This window comes from Streptomyces sp. NPDC026246, from assembly GCF_055567995.1.
This window is the reverse complement of the sequence record NZ_JBVHPJ010000015.1, coordinates 160,260-178,675: the sequence shown is the minus strand read 5'-3', so window position 1 is coordinate 178,675 and position 18,416 is coordinate 160,260. Positions and strand designations below refer to the sequence as shown.

Below are 18,416 nucleotides of genomic sequence, written 5' to 3'. Positions count from 1 at the left end.
CATCCCCACCGGACGCGAGCAACTCCCAGAACGCCTCCGGCGTGTCGACACCACCCGGCAACCGGCACGCCATCGACACCACCGCAACCGGCTCGTCCGCAGACCGGTTTCCGTCCCGGACCACGGCCGTGGCCGCCGGGGCCTTCGGCCCGGAGTGCAGGTCCAGCCTGTTCAGCAGCAGGTCGGCGATGGCGGTGGACGTGGGGTGGTCGAAGGCGAGGGTCGACGGCAGGGAGACGCCCGTCTCCGCCGAGAGACGGCGGCGCAGTTCGACCGCCATGAGGGAGTCCAGGCCCAGGTCCTTGAAAACCTGTTCCTTGCCCACCCCTTCGGGGCCGGGCAGGCCCAGGACGGTGGCGGCCTCCCTGCGGACCAGGTCGGTGAGCGTCTCGCGCCGGTCGGCCTCCGACAGTGTCAGCAGGCGGCCGCGCAGGTCCGACTGGTCGGCACCGGCCTGTCCGGCGCGGCGGCGCGGTGCGCGCAGGAGGGCGCGCAGCACCGCCGGCACCGCTGCCTCGCCCTCGCTGTCGAGGGTGCGCTGGAGCGAGGTGAGTTCCAGTCTGACGGGGACGAGGTGGGCGTGGGGCTGGGTGAGGGCCGTGTCCAGTGCCGTGAGCGCCTGGGTGGTGGTCAGTGCGCCGACGCCCTGACGGCGCAGCCGGGTGAGTTCGGCCTGACCCAGTGCGGCGGTCAGGCCGATGCCTGCCTGCTGCCACAGTCCCCAGGACAGGCTGGTGGCGGGCAGTCCGGCGGCGCGGCGGTGCGCGGCCAGTGCGTCGACGTAGGCGTTGGCGGCGGCGTAGGTGGACTGCCCGGCACCGCCGAGGACTCCGGCGGCGGACGAGAACAGCACGAACGCGGCCAGATCCATGCCGCGGGTGAGATCGTGGAGGTGCTCGGCGGCCTGGGCCTTGGGTCCCCAGACCGCGGCGAGCCGCTCCCGGGTCTGGCCGGTCAGCAAGCCGTCGTCGAGGATCGCGGCGAGGTGGAAGACGGCCGTCCAGGGCCGGTCGGCGGCGGTCAGCACCTCGGCCAGGCGCTCGCGGTCGGAGACGTCGCAGGCGATGACCTGGACGCTCGCCGCGCCCGCCTCCGTCAGCCCGGCGACGAGCTCCGCGGCACCGGGGGTGTCGGGGCCGCGCCGGGAGGTGAGGACCAGGTGCCGCGCACCGTGCTCGCGCACCAGGTGGGCGGCGACCTGCCGGCCCAGTTCACCGACGCCGCCGGTGATCAGCACGGCGCCTTCCGGGTCCAGGGGCACCGTCCCGGCCTCCCCGGCAGCGCGGACGAGACGTGCGACCCGGATCTCGCCGTCTCGTACGACCGCTTCGGGCTCCTCGGCGATCAGGGGTGCCCGGACGGGGTCGACGGAGCCGTCGGTGTCGACCAGGTGCACCGGGCGTTCCGGGTGCTCGGTGCGGGCCGTGCGCAGCAGTCCCCACACTCCCGCGCCGGCCGGTGCCCGGACGCCCGTGCCGTCTCCGGCGTCCACAGCACCGGAAGTGATCCAGAGCAACGGCACGCCGTCCAGCCGCGGCTCGGCGAGCAGGCCCTGGAGGAGGTCGAGGGCCTGGGACGTGGTCTCCAGCGCGGTCGTGGCCGGTGCGGTGGCGTCGATCACGACCCGCTCAGGGGCGTCCTCTCCGGCGTCGAGCCGGCTGGTCAGCGCGTCGAGCGCGGCCGGGCCCGTCAGTTCCGTCACCCAGGCGACGCCCTCGTGCGCGGGCGGGGCGGGCAGCCGGCGGAACTCGACGCGATGCAGGTGGGCGGTGCCGGGACGGGACGCGCGGACCTGTTCGGCGGTGGCCTCACGCAGTCGCAGATCCGCCTCGACGACGAGCCGTCCGGACCGATCGGCCGCACGGACGTGCAACACGTCCGCAGCGGTGTCGAGGTCGATCCGGACGCGCAGTTCGGTGCTGCCGACCGCGTGCAACCGCGCCGCGGACCACGCGAAGGGCAGCAGGACGTGCTCGTGCGCTCCGGTGTCCCCGCGCAGCGTCACCAGGGCGTGGAGCGCGGCGTCCAGAAGGGCGGGGTGGATGCCGAACGCATCCGCTGCGAGGGCTTCCGGCAACTGCACCAGGCCGTAGGCGGTGTTCCCGCTGCGCCACAGCTCGGTCAGGCCCTGGAAGGCCGGACCGTAGCCGAGGCCGCGCGCGGCGAACGCCTCGTAGAAACCGTCGAGCGGGAGCCGCTCGGCGCCGGGAACGGGCCACTGCGTCAGACCCGTGTGCTCGCCGGTGTCAGCCGTGGTGGCGTACGACAACGCCCCGGCCGCGTGCTGCCGCCAGGGAACGTCCTCGTCGGCGGACTCGGGCCGGCTGTAGACGGCGATGGAGCGCCGGCCGTCGGACGCGGGGCCGCCCACGACGACCTGGAGGCCGAGCGCGCTCTCGTCGGTGAGGACGAGAGGCTCCAGCAGCGTCAGCTCCTCGACCGCCTCCGCACCCACGTGGTCGGCGGTCACCAGGGCGAGTTCGAGGAGACCCGTGCCGGGGACCAGGGTCGTGCCGAACGCGGAGTGCTCGGCCAGCCACGGGTGTTCCGGCAGCGACACGCGACCGGTGAACAGGTAGCCGTCGTCGTCCGCGGTGGCCGTCAGCGCACCGAGCCAGGGGTGCTCCGCGGGCCGCAGTCCCAAGGAACGGGCGTCGCCCGTCGTCTCCTCGCTCTGGTGCCAGTAGCGCCGGCGCTGGAAGGCGTAGGTCGGCAGTGGCACGACGGTGCCGGTGCCCAGCACCCGGTCCCAGTCGAGCGGGTGGCCCTGGACGTGCAACAGACCCAGATTGCGCAGCAGTTGAGCGGATCCGCCCCGCTCACGGGCCAGGGAACCCACGACGATCCCGCCGTGCTCGCTGCTGCCATCGGTGAGAGGCATCGACAGCACCGGATGCGCGGAGATCTCCACGAACACCGTGTGACCATCGTCCAGCAACCGGCTCAGAGCCCGGTCGAAACGCACCGGCTCGCGCAAGTTGCGGCACCAGTACGACCCGTCCAGCTCCGGCCCCGCAGCGACCTGACTGGTCACCGTCGAATACAGAGGGATCCTGGCCTGATGGGGGGCGAGGTCCGCGAACTCGGCGGCCAGGCCCGGCAGAAGGGGGTCCATCTGCGCGTTGTGCGACGCGTAGTCCACATTGATCCTGCGGGCGTAGACATCCTGCGCGCCGAGCTCCGCCACGATCCGCGCGATGGCATCGGCCTCGCCGGAGATGATCGTCGACCCGGCCGTGTTGACCGCGGCCACCGACAGGGAGTCACCGTAGGGGGCGAGGAACTCCTCCACCTGCGCCACCGGACGCTCGATCAGCGCCATACCGCCCCGACCGGCACAGGCCAGAACCGCCTGCGAACGCGCCGCGACGATCTGCGCCCCCTGCTCGACGGTGAGCGCCCCGCTGACGACGGCCGCGACGACCTCGCCCTGAGAATGGCCCACCACAGCAGCGGGCTCGACACCCAGCGAGCGCCACAGCGCCGACAGCCCGACACCCATGGCGAACAGCGCGGGCTGCACCACGTCGACCCGGTCGAACGGCGGATGCTCGCCCTCCTCGCCGGCCAGCACCTCACGCACCGACCAGCCGGTGAAGGGACGCAAGGCCGCATCACACGCATCGACCGACTCGCGGAACACCTCACTGGACGCCAGCAGTTCACGCCCCATCCCGACCCACTGCGAACCCTGGCCCGGATAGACGAACACGACCTTCCCACGCCGCTCCGCCACCCCGGTCACCACCGCGTCGTGCGCCTCACCACCCGCAAGCGACCGCAACGCCCGGACCAACTCCGGCACGTCCGCCGCCACCGCACTCGCCCGTGACTCGAAGTGGGTGCGGTGCCGGGCCGCGGTGACAGCCACATCGGCCAGAGCCACGTCATGGTGAGCGGTCAGCCACGACGCCCAGCGCCCGGCCTGCTCCCGCAGCGCGGCCTCGTCACGGCCCGACACCACCACCGGCACCGGACCCGCCACTCCCCCGGCCACCGGCTCGACAGAAGCGGAGACGGGCGGCTCCTCCACGATCACATGCGCGTTCGTGCCGCTCAGACCGAACGACGACACACCCGCACGACGCGGACGCGACCCCTCCCGCTCCCACGCCTGTGCCTCTTGCACGAGTCGGAGTCCGCTGCCCTCCCACTCGATCAGCGAACTGGGCTCCTGTGCGTGCAGGGTCTTGGGGAGCATCTGATGCTGGAGCGCGAGGATCATCTTGATCACCCCTGCGACGCCGGCGGCCGCCTGGGCGTGGCCGATGTTCGACTTCGACGAGCCGAGCCACACCGGCGACCCGGGATCCCGGCCCGGACCGAACACCTCCGCCAGCGCACCCGCCTCGATCGGATCACCCAGCGAGGTGCCCGTGCCGTGCGCCTCGACCGCATCGATGTCCCCCGGCACCAACCGCGCCGCTTCCAGCGCGTCCCGGATCACCCGCTGCTGCGACGGGCCGTTCGGTGCGGTCAGGCCCTGGCTGCGTCCGTCCTGGTTCACCGCCGACCCACGCACCACCGCCAGCACCCGATCGCCGTCACGCTCCGCGGCCGACAACCGCTTCAGCACCAGCACACCCACACCCTCCGACCACCCCGCACCATCCGCGGCAGCCGAGAACGACTTGCACCGGCCATCGGCGGCCATGCCCTTGAGGCGGGAGAACTCCACGAAGAGGGACGGGGCGCTCATCACGGTGACGCCGCCGGCCAGGGCGAGTTCGCACTCGCCCTGCCGCAGCGCCTGGACGGCGAGGTGCAGTGCCACCAACGACGACGAGCACGCGGTGTCGACCGTGATGGCCGGGCCCTGCAGGCCCAGGGTGTAGGCGACCCGCCCGGAGACGACACTGGAGGCCTTGCCCGTGCTGACGTAGCCGTCCAGGGCGTCCAGGTTGCGGCCGAGGTCGCCGTAGTCGGTGCTCATGGTGCCGAGGTAGACGCCGGTGCGGCTCTCGCTCAGCGTCTCGGGCCGGATCCCGGCCCGCTCCAGCGCCTCCCACGACGCCTCCAGCACCAGCCGCTGCTGCGGGTCCATCGACACCGCCTCACGCGGCGAGACACCGAAGAAGCCGGCGTCGAAGTCCTCCACGTGCCCGTCCGCGAGGAACCCACCCTCGCGCGCATAGCTCTTGCCGACGGCCTCCGGGTCGGGGTCGTACAGGTCGAGTCCGCGCCAGCGGTCGGGCAGACCGCCCACCGCGTCACCGCCGGACGCGAGCAGTTCCCAGTACGCCTCGGGTGTGTCGATACCGCCCGGCAGACGGCATGCCATCGACACCACGGCGATCGGGTCGGTGAGCTGGGCCTCCAGATCGGCTGCCCGCTTCTGCAGTGCCCGGATGGCGGGCAGCGCGGCCTTCAGGTCCTGCTGTGTGTTCGACACGTCGAGCCTTTCTGCGCGATCAGCGCGACCCTCGCTGCCAGGCGCGTCACGCCGTCGTGTGCGACGGGGCCGGAAAGCGGCTGTACCCGGGACAGATGTGGTGCCCGACCATCGAATCGGGGCGAGCTAGAGCACGAGTGGACGCACCCTGGATGTCGTCACCGCAGGATCACGGGCAGGGAGACGAGCCCTCGGACCATGCCCAGCCGCCACCGGACCTCCTCGGCCGGCACGGCCCGGCGTATGTCCGGGAAGCGGCGCAGCAGGGAGCCGATGGCGATCTCGCCCTCCATGCGGGCCAGCCGCGCGCCGAGGCAGTAGTGGATGCCGTGTCCGAAGCCGAGGTGTCCGGTGGCGTCACGGGTGAGGTCGAGGCGGTCGGCGTCCGTGAATCGGGCCGGGTCCCGGTTGGCGGCGGCGACGGACAGCAGGACCAGTGCGCCACGGGGGATGCGGACTCCGCCGAGCGTCACGTCCTCGGTCGCGTAGCGGGCGACGCCGGGGTTGGTGGGGCCGTCGTAGCGCAGCAGTTCGTCGACGGCCGTGCCGACCAGCTCGGGCCGTTTCCGGAGCTCGGACAACTGCTCGGGATGGTCGAACAGGGCGTTCATGCCGTTGCCGATGAGCTGGACCGTCGTCTCGTGCCCGGCGAGGAGGAGGGTCAGCGCCATGGCCGCCAGTTCCTCGTCGTCGAGCCTGTCGTCGTCCTCCTCGTGCACCGCGATCAGGTCGCTGAGCAGGTCGTCGCCGGGGCTGTCGTGCTTCAGCGCGATCAGGCGCTCGGTGTACGCGGTGAGCCAGGCGAAAGCCTGTGCCATGTCGTCCGCGGAGGCGTCGTCCTGGACGACCTGGAAGGCGGCGCCCGTCTTCTCGCGGAGCGCCTCGTGGTCCTCGGGGACGCCGAGCAGTTCGCAGATCACCCGGATGGGCAGGACGGACGCGTAGGCGCCGATGAGGTCGGCCTCGCCGTCACTCGTTGCCATGGCGTCGAGGAGTTCGTCGGCGATCTGCCGCACGCGCGGGCGCAGTCCGTCGATACGTTTGGCGCTGAACGCCCGGACGACCAGTTTGCGCAGGCGGGTGTGGTCGGGCGGGTCGAGGTTCACGAGCGAGCGCCGTGTGGCGTTGTTGGCGCTCGTGATGGCGTCCGTGGTGGGCAGGCTCTCGTCGTTGGCCATGTGGTCGTTGGCCGCGCTGCTCAGCCGTGGATCCGCCAAGCCGGTGCGGACGTCCTCGTGCCGGGTGACGAACCACCATTCCACCCCGTCCGGCAGCCGGACGGGGCGGGCCGGCCCTTCCCGCTGGAGGGCTCGCAGGGTGGGGAAGGGGTCGGTGAAGAACGCGGGCTGAATCGCGAAGTCCGTATCGGTCATGGCGGCAGGATGCCCGGCGACCGGTCGAGCACGGCTTGAGCGGTTCCAGGCCCCCGAGGGCTGCCGGCGGGTCAGTCGAGGTCGAGCCCCGATGCCTCCAGCAGCGCGTCGAGTTCGGCGTTGATCTCGTCCACGGACCGCTCCTCCCCGGTCTCGGCAGGACCGGCCCAGCTCAGCAGGGACGCCGGGTCGTGAGCGGCCGTGGGGACGGGGGCGGTGGTCGACGGCAGGTCCATGCGGGACAGGACGAGCCGGGTGATGTGCTCGGGGGTCGGGTGGTCGAAGGCGAGGGTCGCGGGCAGCGACAGGCCGGTCTCCGCGGAGAGACGGCGGCGCAGTTCGACCGCCATCAGCGAGTCGAGGCCCAGGTCCTTGAGCACCTGCTGCGGGTCGAGCGTCCCGGTGCCGGACAGACCCAGCACCGTGGCGACCTCGCGCAGCACCACGTCCGTGACCAGCTCCGCGCGCTCTGCCTCGGCCGTCGCGAGCAGCCGTTCGCGCAGACCGCCCGCACCGCCGGGGGCGCCCGGGCCGTCGCCGGAGCCGGAGGCGCCGACCGCGCGGCGCAGCCGGGCCCGTACGAGCGCCCGGAACAGGGCGGGCACCTCGCCTCCCCGGTCGGCTTCCTGCTGCGCGGCCCGCAGGTCGAGCAGCACGGGGACGAAGTCGCCGGCCGGGCGGGCGAGCGCCGTGTCGAGCAGGGCCATGCCCTGGTCGAAGGGCATCGGGGCGATGCCCTGGCGGCGCATCCGCTCCAGCTCGACCGTCCCCAGGTGGGAGGTCATGCCGACGCCGGCCTGGTGCCACAGGCCCCAGGCGAGGCTGGTGGCGGGGCGGCCCTCGGCGCGCCGCCGGGCGGCGAACGCGTCGAGGTAGGTGTTGGCGGAGCCGTAGACGCTCTGCCCCGCGGTGCCGATGGTGCCGGCGGCGGAGGAGAACAGTACGAACGCCGCGAGGTCCAGGTCGCGGGTGAGCTCGTCCAGGTGGTGGACGCCCGTGACCTTGGGGGCCATCACGCGGGAGAGCCGCCGCGCGTCCTGGCCGAGCAGGACACCGTCGTCCAGGACTCCCGCGAGGTGCAGGACAGCAGTCCACGGGCGGTCCTGGGCGGCGTCGCCGAGCACGTGCGCCACATCGTCCCGCCGGGAGACGTCACAGGCCACCACTCGGACGTATCGCGCACCTTCTTCTTCCAGTTCCCGGACGAGTTCCGTGGCGCCGGGCGCGTCGGGTCCGCGCCGTGAGGTCAGCACCAGGTGCCGTACACCGTGGTGGCGCACCAGGTGCCGGGCGGTCTCGTGGCCCAGCTCGCCGGTGCCGCCGGTGATCAGTACGGCGCCGTCGGGGTCGAGGGCGCGTACCACGGCGGTGGCGTCGTCGGGCGCGGCCCGGACCAGGCGGGCGGCCCGCACCTCGCCGTTCCGGACGGCCAGTTCGGGCTCGCCGGTGACCGCGAGGGCGCGGGCGAGCGCGTCACGGTCGGCGTCGTCCGGGCCGAGGTCGACCAGGCGCAGCGTGCGCTCGGGGTGCTCGGCGCGCGCGGACCTGACCAGGCCCCACAGGGGCGCGTTGGGCAGTCCGTCGAACGTGTCGCCGGGCGCGGCGGCCACGCTGCCGCGCGTCACCCACACCAGCTCGGTGCCGGTGAGCCGGTCGTCGGACAGCAGTTCCTGCATCTGTGCCAGGGCGAACTCGGTGGCCCGGTAGGCGGCTTCGGGCTCGCTGTCGAACGGCGGCCTGCCGGTGGCGTCGACGACGATTCTCGCGGGTGCATCCTGTTGTGCGGCGAGCCGCGCGGCGAGGGCCTCGCCGTCCGCGAGGACCGGTACGCCCAGAAGTCCGGCGATCAGGCCCGTGCCGGTCAGCACGGCGTCCGCGACCGGGCCCCGCACCTCGGGGGCCGCGACCGGCCGGAACTCCAGACGGTGCAGTGCGTGGGCGCCACCACGCGCGGAGCGCAGTTGCCCGGCCGTCGCCCGGCGCAGGTGCAGCGCCCCGATCCGTATGACGGGCCCGCCGGCCGCGTCGCAGGCCCACACCCGGATCCGCCGGCCGTTCGCGGCGCCGGCCTCATCGGACACCTCGATCCGTACGCGCAGTTCACCGCTGCCCGCCGCGTGCAGCGCGACGTCGCTCCACTCGAACGGCAGCAGCGCGCCGGGGGCCTCCTCGCGGGGGACGCCCTTCATGACGTGGAGGGCGGCGTCCAGCAGCGCCGGGTGCAGCAGGAACCCGGTGGCGGCGTCCGGGTCGGGCAGACGGACGAGACCGTAGGCGGTGTCGCCCTTGCGCCACAGCTCGGTCAGGCCGCGGAATCCGGGTCCGTAGTCGATGCCCTGTGCGGCGAACCGGTCGTAGATGCCGTCGAGTTCGACCCGTTCGGCTCCCGGTACCGGCCACTGCGCCAGTTCCCCGAACACCGGGGTGTCCGGTTCGGCGGTGGCCTCGGCCAGCTCGCCGGAGGCGTGCCGCGTCCATGCGGCGGGTGCGGTGTCCGGGCTGCTGTGGACGTCGATCGTCCGGCGGCCCGTGGCGTCCGCCGCGCCGACGGTGATCTGGATCCGTACGGCGTCGTCGATCACCAGCGGTTCGGCCAGCGTCAGTTGGGCGATCCCGGCCGCCCCGGCCTCGTGCGCCGCGGCGGTGGCCAGCTCCAGCAGTCCGGTGCCGGGCACGATGACCGACCCGAAGACCGTGTGGTCCGCGAGCCACGGCTGCTCGGCAAGCGACAGCCGGCCGGTGATCAGGTACCCCTCGCCGCCGGCGAGGGGTGTCACCGCGCCGAGCCACGGGTGTGCGGAGGCGTCGAGACCGAGCGATCCGGCGTCCCCGTTCGTCCTGGGTACGTCCGACCAGTACCGCTCGCGCTGGAAGGCGTAGGTCGGCAGCGGTACGACCGTACCGGCGCCCAGTACCCTGCCCCAGTCGAGCTCGTGGCCCTGGACGTGGAGCAGACCCAGGTTGTGCAGCAGTTGGGCCACGCCACCGCCCCGCCGGCTGAGGGAGCCGACGACGATCCCGCCGCGCTCACTGCTGCCGTCGGTGAGGGGCATCGACAGGACGGGGTGGGCGGAGATCTCGACGAAGACGGTGTGGCCGTCGTCGAGGAGCGTGGTGAGGGCGCGGTCGAAGCGGACCGGCTCGCGCAGGTTGCGGCACCAGTACGTGCCGTCCAGCTCCGTGCCCGTGGCGGCCGCGCCGGTCACGGTCGAGTAGAAGGCGATCTCCGCGACCTGAGGGGTGAGATCCCGGAACCGGGCGGCCAGGTCCGGCAGGAGCGGCTCCATCTGTGCGTGGTGGGACGCGTAGTCCACATTGATCTTGCGTGCGTAGACGTCCTTCGCCTGCAGCTCCGCCACGATCCGCACGATGGCGTCCGCCTCGCCGGAGACGACCGTCGAACCGGCGGTGTTGACGGCGGCGACGGAGAGAGCGTCGCCGTAGGGGGCGAGGAACTCCTCCACCTGCGCCACCGGACGCTCGATCAGCGCCATACCGCCCCGACCGGCACAGGACAGCACCGCCTGCGAACGCGCCGCGACGATCTGCGCGCCCTGCTCGACGGTGAGCGCCCCACTGACGACGGCCGCGACGACCTCGCCCTGCGAATGGCCCACCACAGCAGCGGGCTCGACACCCAGCGAACGCCACAGCGCCGACAGCCCGACACCCATGGCGAACAGCGCCGGCTGCACCACGTCGACCCGGTCGAACGGCGGATGCTCGCCCTCCTCACCGGCCAGCACCTCACGCACCGACCAGCCGGTGAAGGGACGCAAGGCCGCATCACACGCCTCGACCGACTCCCGGAACACCTCACTTGACGCGAGCAGTTCACGCCCCATCCCGACCCACTGCGAACCCTGGCCCGGATAGACGAAGACCACCTTCCCGCGCCGCTGCGCGGTACCCGTCACCACGGCGTCGTGGGCCTCACCGGCCGCCAGCGCACGCAGCGCCTCCGCCAGAGCGGGCGTGTCGGCGGCGACGACGCCGGCCCGCTGATCGAAGTGCGTGCGGTGCCGGGCGGCCGTGACGGCGACGTCGGCGAGGGCCACGTCGTGGTGAGCGGTCAGCCACGACGCCCAGCGCCCGGCCTGCTCCCGCAGCGCGGCCTCGTCACGGCCCGACACCACCACCGGCACCGGACCCGCCACTCCCCCGGCCACCGGCTCGACAGAAGCGGAGACGGGCGGCTCCTCCACGATCACATGCGCGTTCGTGCCGCTCAGACCGAACGACGACACACCCGCACGACGCGGACGCGACCCGTCCCGCTGCCACGGTTCGAGGGTGTCCACGACGCGGACCGGGAGGTCGTCCCAGGCGATGTTCGGGTTGCGCGGGCTGCTGTTGAGCGTCGCGGGCAGCGCGTCGTGGCGGAAGGAGGCGAGCACCTTGCAGACGCCCGCGATGCCGGCCGCCGACTCCAGGTGGCCGATGACGCTCTTGGCCGTGCCGAGTCCGAGTTCGCGGCCCGGCTCGCGGCCTTCGCCGTAGACGGCGGCCAGTGCCTGCACCTCGATGGGGTCGCCGAGAGACGTGCCGGTGCCGTGGCACTCGACGTAGTCGACGTCGGCGGAGGTGAGTCCGGCCGAGGCGAGGGCGGTGCGGATGACCTTCTGCTGCGAGGAGCCGTTGGGGGCGGTGATCCCGCTGCTGGCTCCGTCGTGGTTGACGGCGGTCGCCCGGATCACGCCCAGCACGGTGCGGTTCTGTGCGACGGCGTCGGACAGCCGCATCAGGGCGATCATGCCGACGCCCTCGCCGCGTCCGTAGCCGTCGGCCTCGGCGGAGAACGTCTTGCTGCGGCCGTCGGGTGCGAGCGCGTGGGAGCGGCTGAGCGCCACGAACGCGTCCGGGTCGGCGAGCACCTGCACACCGCCGGCGAGGGCCAGTTCGCACGTGTCGGCGCGCAGTGCCTCGCAGGCCAGGTGAAGGGCGACGAGGGAGGAGGAGCAGGCGGTGTCCACGGACAGCGCCGGTCCCTGGAGGCCCAGGTGGTAGGAGAGCCGGCCGGCGTTGAAGCTGGGCAGGGTGCCGGTCAGGGTGTAGGTGTCGGCGGTGCCGCCCTGCCGGTGCTTGCCGTACTCGCCGACGCCCGCGCCGACGAAGACGCCGGTGGTGCCGTCGCGCAGGTCGCGCGGGCGGATGCCGGCGTTCTCCAGGCAGTTCCAGGCGGACTCCAGCAGCAGCCGGTGCTGCGGGTCCATCGGTTCGGCCTCGCGTGGGCTGATGCCGAAGAAGGCGGCGTCGAAGTGGGCCACGTCGCCGAGGAAGGAGGCGTGGCGGGTGGAGGTGTGACCGTCGGCGTCGGGGTCGGGATCGTAGTAGGCGTCGACGTCGAAGCGGTCGGCGGGCACGGTGGTGACCGTGTCGCGGCCCTCGGCGAGGACCTGCCAGAGGCTGTCGAGGTCGTGGGCGTCGCCGGGCATGCGCAGGCCGACGCCGACGACGGCCAGGGGTTCGTCGGCCGGACGGCGGACGCCGGCGGGAGCCGCCGGGTCGGTCTGCGGGGCGGGGGTGAGTTCGCCGAGCAGCCAGCGGGCGGCGGCGGCCAGGTTGGGGTGGTCGAAGACGAGGGTCTTCGGGGTGAGCACGCCGGTGCGCTGCTGGACGCGGACGCTGAAGTCGACGGACATCATCGAGTCGAAGCCGAGGTCCTTGAAGCCGCGCTCGGGATCGAGGGCTGCGGGATCCTGCACGCCGAGGACCGCCGCGGCCTCGCGGGCCAGCAGATGTCGCACATGGTCGGCGCGCGCCTCCTCGGGCAGGTCGAGGAGGGTCGCCCGTACCGTCGTGCCGGTGTCCGTGGTCGCGGCGTCCGCCCGTGCGCGGGCGGCCTCGGGGATGGTGCGCAGGAAGGGGCGGTCGCGGCCTTCGCCGTAGGCGGTGGCGGCACGGGCCCAGTCGATGCCGGCGACGAGGACGGCGGGGCCCCGGTCGAGTACGGCGTCCAGGGCGTCCAGCGCGTCCGCGGCGGGCATGGGGTCGAGGCCGATGCGGCGCAGCTGGGTCTCGGCGGCACCGTGGGTCATGCCGCCGTCGGCCCAGGGGCCCCAGGCGACGGAGACGGCGGGCAGGCCGGCCGCGCGGCGGCGGGCGGCGAGCGCGTCGAGGGCGGCGTTGGCGGCGGCGTAGTTGGCCTGGCCGACGTTGCCGAGGACGCCGACGACGGAGGAGTACAGCACGAACGCGTCGAGGTCGATGTCGCGGGTGAGGTCGTCCAGGTGAAGAGCCGCGGTGAGCTTGGGCGCGGCGGCCGCGGCGAGGGACTCGGCGTCCTGGCCGTCCAGCAGCCGGTCGTCGAGAAGGCCCGCGGTGTGGAAGACGGCGCGCAGCGGGGTGCCGTCCGACGTGAGCGTGTCGACGAGGGCGGCGACCTGCTGCCGGTCGGTGAGGTCGCAGGTGGCGAGGGTGACGCGGGCACCGAGGGCTTCGAGGCCGGCGGTGAGTTCGGCGGCGCCGTCGGTGGCGGGGCCGCGCCGGGAGGCGAGGACGAGGTGCTCGGCGCCCCGTTCGGCGAGGCGGCGGGCGAGGTGCGCGGCGAGGGCTCCGCTGCCACCGGTGACGAGGACCGTGCCGCGTGGGGTGAAGGGGCGGATCTCCGCGCCCGGGTCGGCACGGCGGAGCCTGCGGGCGAGGCGTCCGGAGGGGCGCAGGGCGACGTGTTCCTCGGCGGTGGGCGTGCCGTGTGCGGCGAGGGTCGCGAGCAGCTGGCGCAGCTCGCCGTCGCCGGGGTCGGCGGGCAGGTCGATCAGTCCGCCCCAGCGGGCGGCGTGTTCGAGGGCGACGACATGGCCGAGGCCCCATGTCTGGGCCTGGGCGGGGTCGGGTGCCGGGTCGGCGGCGTGTGCGGCGACGGCTCCCTCGGTGAGGAACCACAGCGGGGCCCGTACGGCGGTGTCCGCCAGGGCCTGCACGAGAGTGAGGCCGTGCACGGCGGTCGCGGTCCGGTCCGGGTGGTCGGGGTGCGGAGTGCCGTCCGTGGTGAGGGCGAGGACGCCGCTGAGGGTGTCCTCGCCGAGGGCCGCGGTCAGGGCGGCGATCAGCGCGGCGCAGGCGGGCCGGTCGGTGCCGGTGGTCAGGACGTGGGGGTGGGCTCCGGCGGCCGCGAGGGCGGCGGCGAGGCGTTCGGCGCGGGCGGAGGCGGTCGCGGAGGCGGCGATCAGCCAGTGTCCGTGGAGGGTGGGCGCGGTGCGCGCGACGGCGGAGGGCTCCCATGTCTCCTCGTAGATCCAGTCGGAGATGCGGGCCGTGCGGGTCTGCTGTGCGCGCCAGGCGGCCAGGTGGGGCAGGACGGCGGCGATCGCGTCGGCGTCGGCCGCGCCGAGGAGTGCGGACAGTCTGCCGGCCTCGCCGCTGCCGACGGCCTCCCAGAAGGCGTCCTCGGCGCCGGATGGTTCGCGGGCGCCGGAGCGCGCGTCGCGGGTGGTCTCCAGCCAGTGGTGCTCGCGCTGGAAGGCGTAGGTGGGCAGGGCGGCGGGCCGGCCTCCGGCCAGGACGCGGTCGAAGGCGAGGGCCTCGCCCGCGACGTGCAGGGCGGCGAGGGCGCGGGTCAGGGTGCGGACCTCGTCGACGGGTTCGGTGCCGCGCGGGGCGCGCTGGGAAGCGACGAACACCGCTTCTCTCTCGACGCATCCGGCCCCCATCGCGGACAGCACGGCCGCCGGGCCGCACTCGAGGTAGCGCGCCGTGCCGGATGCTTCCAGCGTGCGCACGGCGTCCAGGAACCTCACCGGCTCGCGGACCTGGCGCACCCAGTAGGCCGGGGCGGCCAGTTCCGCGGCCGTCGCCCGGTCGCCGGTCACCGTCGACACCAGCGGGATCGTGGGCTCGCCGAAGGTGCAGGAGGCGGCGACGTGCTCGTAGGCGGCGAGCATCGCGTCCATGTGCGGGGAGTGGAAGGCGTGCGAGACGACCAGCTCTCGTGTCCGGCGTCCGGCTGCGGCGAAATGCGCGACGACCGTCTGCACGGCCGCGCGGTCGCCGCTGACGACGGTCTGCGTGGGGCTGTTGAGCCCCGCCACCGAGATGCGGCCCTCGACCGAGGCCAGGACCTTGGCCACTTCTTGTTCCGGTGCCTCCACGGACGCCATCGCGCCGCCCGCCTCGCACGTCTGCATCAGCCGGCCGCGCGCCGACACCAGCCGTGCCGCGTCGGCCAGGTCCAGTACCCCGGCCACGTGCGCGGCAGCCAGCTCGCCCACCGAATGTCCCGCCACCGCGGCGGGCGCGAGCCCCCACGCCTGCCACAGCCGGAACTGGGCCACTTCGACCGCGAACAGGCCCGGTTGGGCGAACTCCGTCTGGTGCACCAGCTCCGCGTCCGCACTGTCCTCGGCCGCGAACAGCACGGCCGTCAGCGGCACCCGCAGGTGCGGGTCCAGCGCGGCGGCCACCTCGTCGAAGGCCTCGCGGAACTCCCGGAACGCCACGTACAGGGCACGGCCCATACCGAGACGCTGACTGCCCTGACCTGTGAACAGCACCGCCAGCGGGGCGGTGACGGCGGCACCCTCGACGACGTCCGGGTGGGCCCGGTGGCCGGCCAGAGCCCGCAGCGCCTCGACGGCCCCGGCGACGGACCCGGCGGTGACGCCGGCCCGGTGCTCGAAGTGGGTGCGGTGGTGGGCGGCGGTGTAGGCGGCGTCGAGAAGATCGCCCTCGGTGCCGCCCTGGAGGTGGTCGGCGAGCAGGGCGGCGTTCGCGGCGCGGGCCTGTGCGGTCTTGCCGGACACCGTCAGGATGAGGGGCGCACGGCGGGCGGCCGGCTCCTGGCGGCCGTGCACGGCGTTCCAGTCGATGTCGTGTCCGTCGCACCACAGGCGTGCGGCGAGTTCCTCCAGGTCGCGGCGGGCGCTGTGGTCGCGGCGGCAGGTGGCGAGGGCCGACGAGCGGGTGTCGCCGAGGTCGGTGAAGGTCCGCTCGACGGAGTGGCGGGCGACGGGGTGCGGGGCTATCTCGATGACGCGCAGTCCACGGCTGGCGGCGGGACGGGCGAGAGCCAGGGCGGTCACCGACTCGGTCAGCAGCATCGGTTCGCACATGTTGCGGGCCCAGTAGCCGGCGTCCAGGGCGGTGCCGTCGACGTGGTCGGCGAGAACGGTGGAGAAGAAGGGGACGGAGGTGGTGCGGGCGCGGACCGTGCCGAGGCGGCGGAGGAGTTCGGGGGCGAGGCCGCGCAGGGTGTCGCTGTGGGAGGCGTAGTCGATGTTGACGCGCAGTGTGCGGGTGCCGCGCTCCGCGAGGTCGCGTTCGAGTGCGGCGACAGCGTCCAGGGGTCCGGACAGGCAGACCTGTCCGGGGGCGAGGTGGCCGGCGACGGTGATGCCGCGGGTGGGGTCGGCCGCGAGTTCGGCTGCCTCGTCGATGTCGAGGTCGCAGACGGTGAGGGCGCCGAGGCCGCCGGCGCGTTCGGTGATCAGCGCGGACCAGGTGGTGATCAGGCGCGCGCCTTCGTCCAGGTCGAGGGCGCCGGCGACGACGGCCGCGGCGACCTCGCCGACGCTCTGTCCGAGAACGGTGTCGGGTTCCAGGCCCCAGGCGGTCAGGGTGCGGGCCAGGGCGATCTGCACGGAGAACAGCACGGGCTGGACGACGTCGGTGCGGTGCAGCCGGGAACGGGTGCGGCCGGCGAGGAGTTCCTCGGTGACGGACCAGCCGGTGTACCGGCGCACGGCGGTGTCGCAGGCGTCCAGGGCGGCGCGGAAGGCGGGCTCGGTGAGGAGGTCGCGGCCCATGCCGAGCCACTGTGAGCCGTGGCCGGAGAAGAGGAAGGCGAGCGGGGGCCGTTCACCGGTGCCGACGGGGCCCGCGAGGAGTTCCGCGGTGGTGCCGGTCACGGCGGCGACGGCTCGGTGCTCGCCCGGTTCGGGTGCGAGGGTGCCGCCGGACGCGGTGGTGCCGCCGGTGAGGGCGGTGACGCTGTCGTGGAGGGCCTGTGCGCTGTCGGCGGTGAGGGGCCGCAGGGACCGGCGCCGGTCGGGGGCCTCCTCCAGGGCGACGTGGACGTTGGTGCCTCCGAAGCCGAAGCCGCTGACGCCGGCGTAGCGGCGGGGGGCGGCGGGCCAGGGCTGGTGCTCGGTGACCACGCTCAGGCGGTTGCCTTCGAAGTCGATGTGCGGGTTCGGTTCGTCGAAGTGGAGACTGGCGGGGAGTTCGCCGTGGTGGAGGGCGAGGGCGGTCTTGAGCAGGCCGACGGCTCCGGCGGCGGGCTCCAGGTGCCCGAAGTTGGTCTTGGCGGAGCCCAGGCGCAGGTTGCCGGTGCGGCCTTCGGCGAAGACGGTGCCGAGTGCCTGCGCCTCGACGGGGTCGCCGAGGAGGGTGCCGGTGCCGTGCGCCTCGACGTAGGAGACGTCACGGGGTTCCACCCCGGCGTCCTGCCAGGCGGCGCGCACGACATCGACCTGGGCCTGCGGGTTGGGGGCGGTCAGGCCGTTGGAGGCGCCGTCGTTGTTGACGGCGGTGCCGCGGATGACGGCGTAGACGCGATCGCCGGCGGCGAGGGCGTCGGACAGGCGGCGCAGGACGACGACGCCGGCGCCCTCACCCCGCACGTATCCGGCGGCGCCCGCGTCGAAGGCGCGGCACTGGCCGTCGGGGTTGATGCCGCCGAACTTGGTCATGGCGACGGTGGTGTGCGGGTGCAGCATCACGTTGACGCCGCCGGCGAGGGCGAGGTCGCTCTCGCCGCGGCGCAGGCTCTGCACGGCGAGGTGGGTGGCGGTGAGGGAGGAGCTGCAGGCGGTGGCGACGGCCATCACCGGCCCCTGGAGGCCGAGGGTGTAGGCGATGCGGGCGGGGATGACGGAGTTGTCCCAGCCGACGGCGGAGTGGGGGCCGATGGCGTCGGGGTCGGCGCCGGTGGCCAGGTGGTACTCCTGCGCCATGGCGCCGAGGAACACACCGGTGCGGCTGCCGGACAGGGAGCCGGGCACGATCCGGGCGTCCTCCAGGGCGGACCACGCGACCTCGAGCGCCATGCGCTGCTGGGGGTCCATGTGCCGGGCCTCGGCCGGGGAGATGCGGAACAGTTCGGCGTCGAAGTGGGAGACGTCGTCGAGGAAGCCGCCCCAGCGGGTGTTCATCCTGCCGGGCGCGCGGGGGTCGGGGTCCAGCCACTCGTGGACGTTCCAGCGGTCGGCGGGCACCTCGCGGATCGCGTCCAGGCCGTCGGTCAGGGCCTGCCAGAGCTGTTCGGGGGTGTCGATGCCGCCGGGCAGCCGGCAGCCGAGGCCGACGACGGCGATCGGTTCGCCGTCCTCGGCGCGGACCGGGGCGCCGGAGGCGGCCGGGAGGGGGGCGGTGCCGGCCAGATGGGCGGCGAGGGTGGCGATCGTCGGGTACTGCCACACCACCCAGCCGGGTACGGGCCGGCCCAGGTGCTGTGAGAGGGCGGCGACGAGGGACACGATGCGCATCGAGTCCAGCCCGAGGTCGCGCAGGGGCCGGCCGGTGTCGACGGACTCGGGTGTGACGTCCAGCAGGGCCGCGACCGATGTCCGAAGGAAGGTGGTGACGTCCTCGGCGGAGGTCGTGTCCCGGTCTGCGCCGTTGTTCACCTGGGCATAGCTCATCTGCTCATCCTCGAAGCTCGTGGGAAGCGAACGACCGGTGCCCGAGGCGGGCTGGGGGGCGCGGGTGCCGCA

The 18,416-nt window shown here is 73.8% G+C and carries 2 protein-coding genes and 1 pseudogene; all 3 read right to left on the bottom strand.

Features of this window, described 5'->3' with window-relative positions:
- Positions 1-5,371 (bottom strand): annotated as a pseudogene (locus tag ACZ4M5_RS30315) (type I polyketide synthase); the annotation flags it as partial.
- A gap of 179 nt (positions 5,372-5,550) precedes the next feature.
- On the bottom strand, positions 5,551-6,765 hold the full coding sequence (locus ACZ4M5_RS30310) for a cytochrome P450 family protein (protein WP_467741510.1): 1,215 nt from the start codon (positions 6,763-6,765) through the stop codon (positions 5,551-5,553).
- 71 nt (positions 6,766-6,836) lie between these two features.
- Entirely contained in the window at positions 6,837-18,344 is an 11,508-nt protein-coding gene (locus tag ACZ4M5_RS30305; protein WP_467741508.1) for an SDR family NAD(P)-dependent oxidoreductase, read from the bottom strand.
- Positions 18,345-18,416: the final 72 nt, after the last annotated feature.

Coding starts and splice junctions, on each gene's coding strand:
- ACZ4M5_RS30310 (WP_467741510.1), bottom strand. CDS start 6,765: ATGACCGATACGGACTTCGCGATTCAGCCCGCGTTCTTCACCGACCCC.
- ACZ4M5_RS30305 (WP_467741508.1), bottom strand. CDS start 18,344: ATGAGCTATGCCCAGGTGAACAACGGCGCAGACCGGGACACGACCTCC.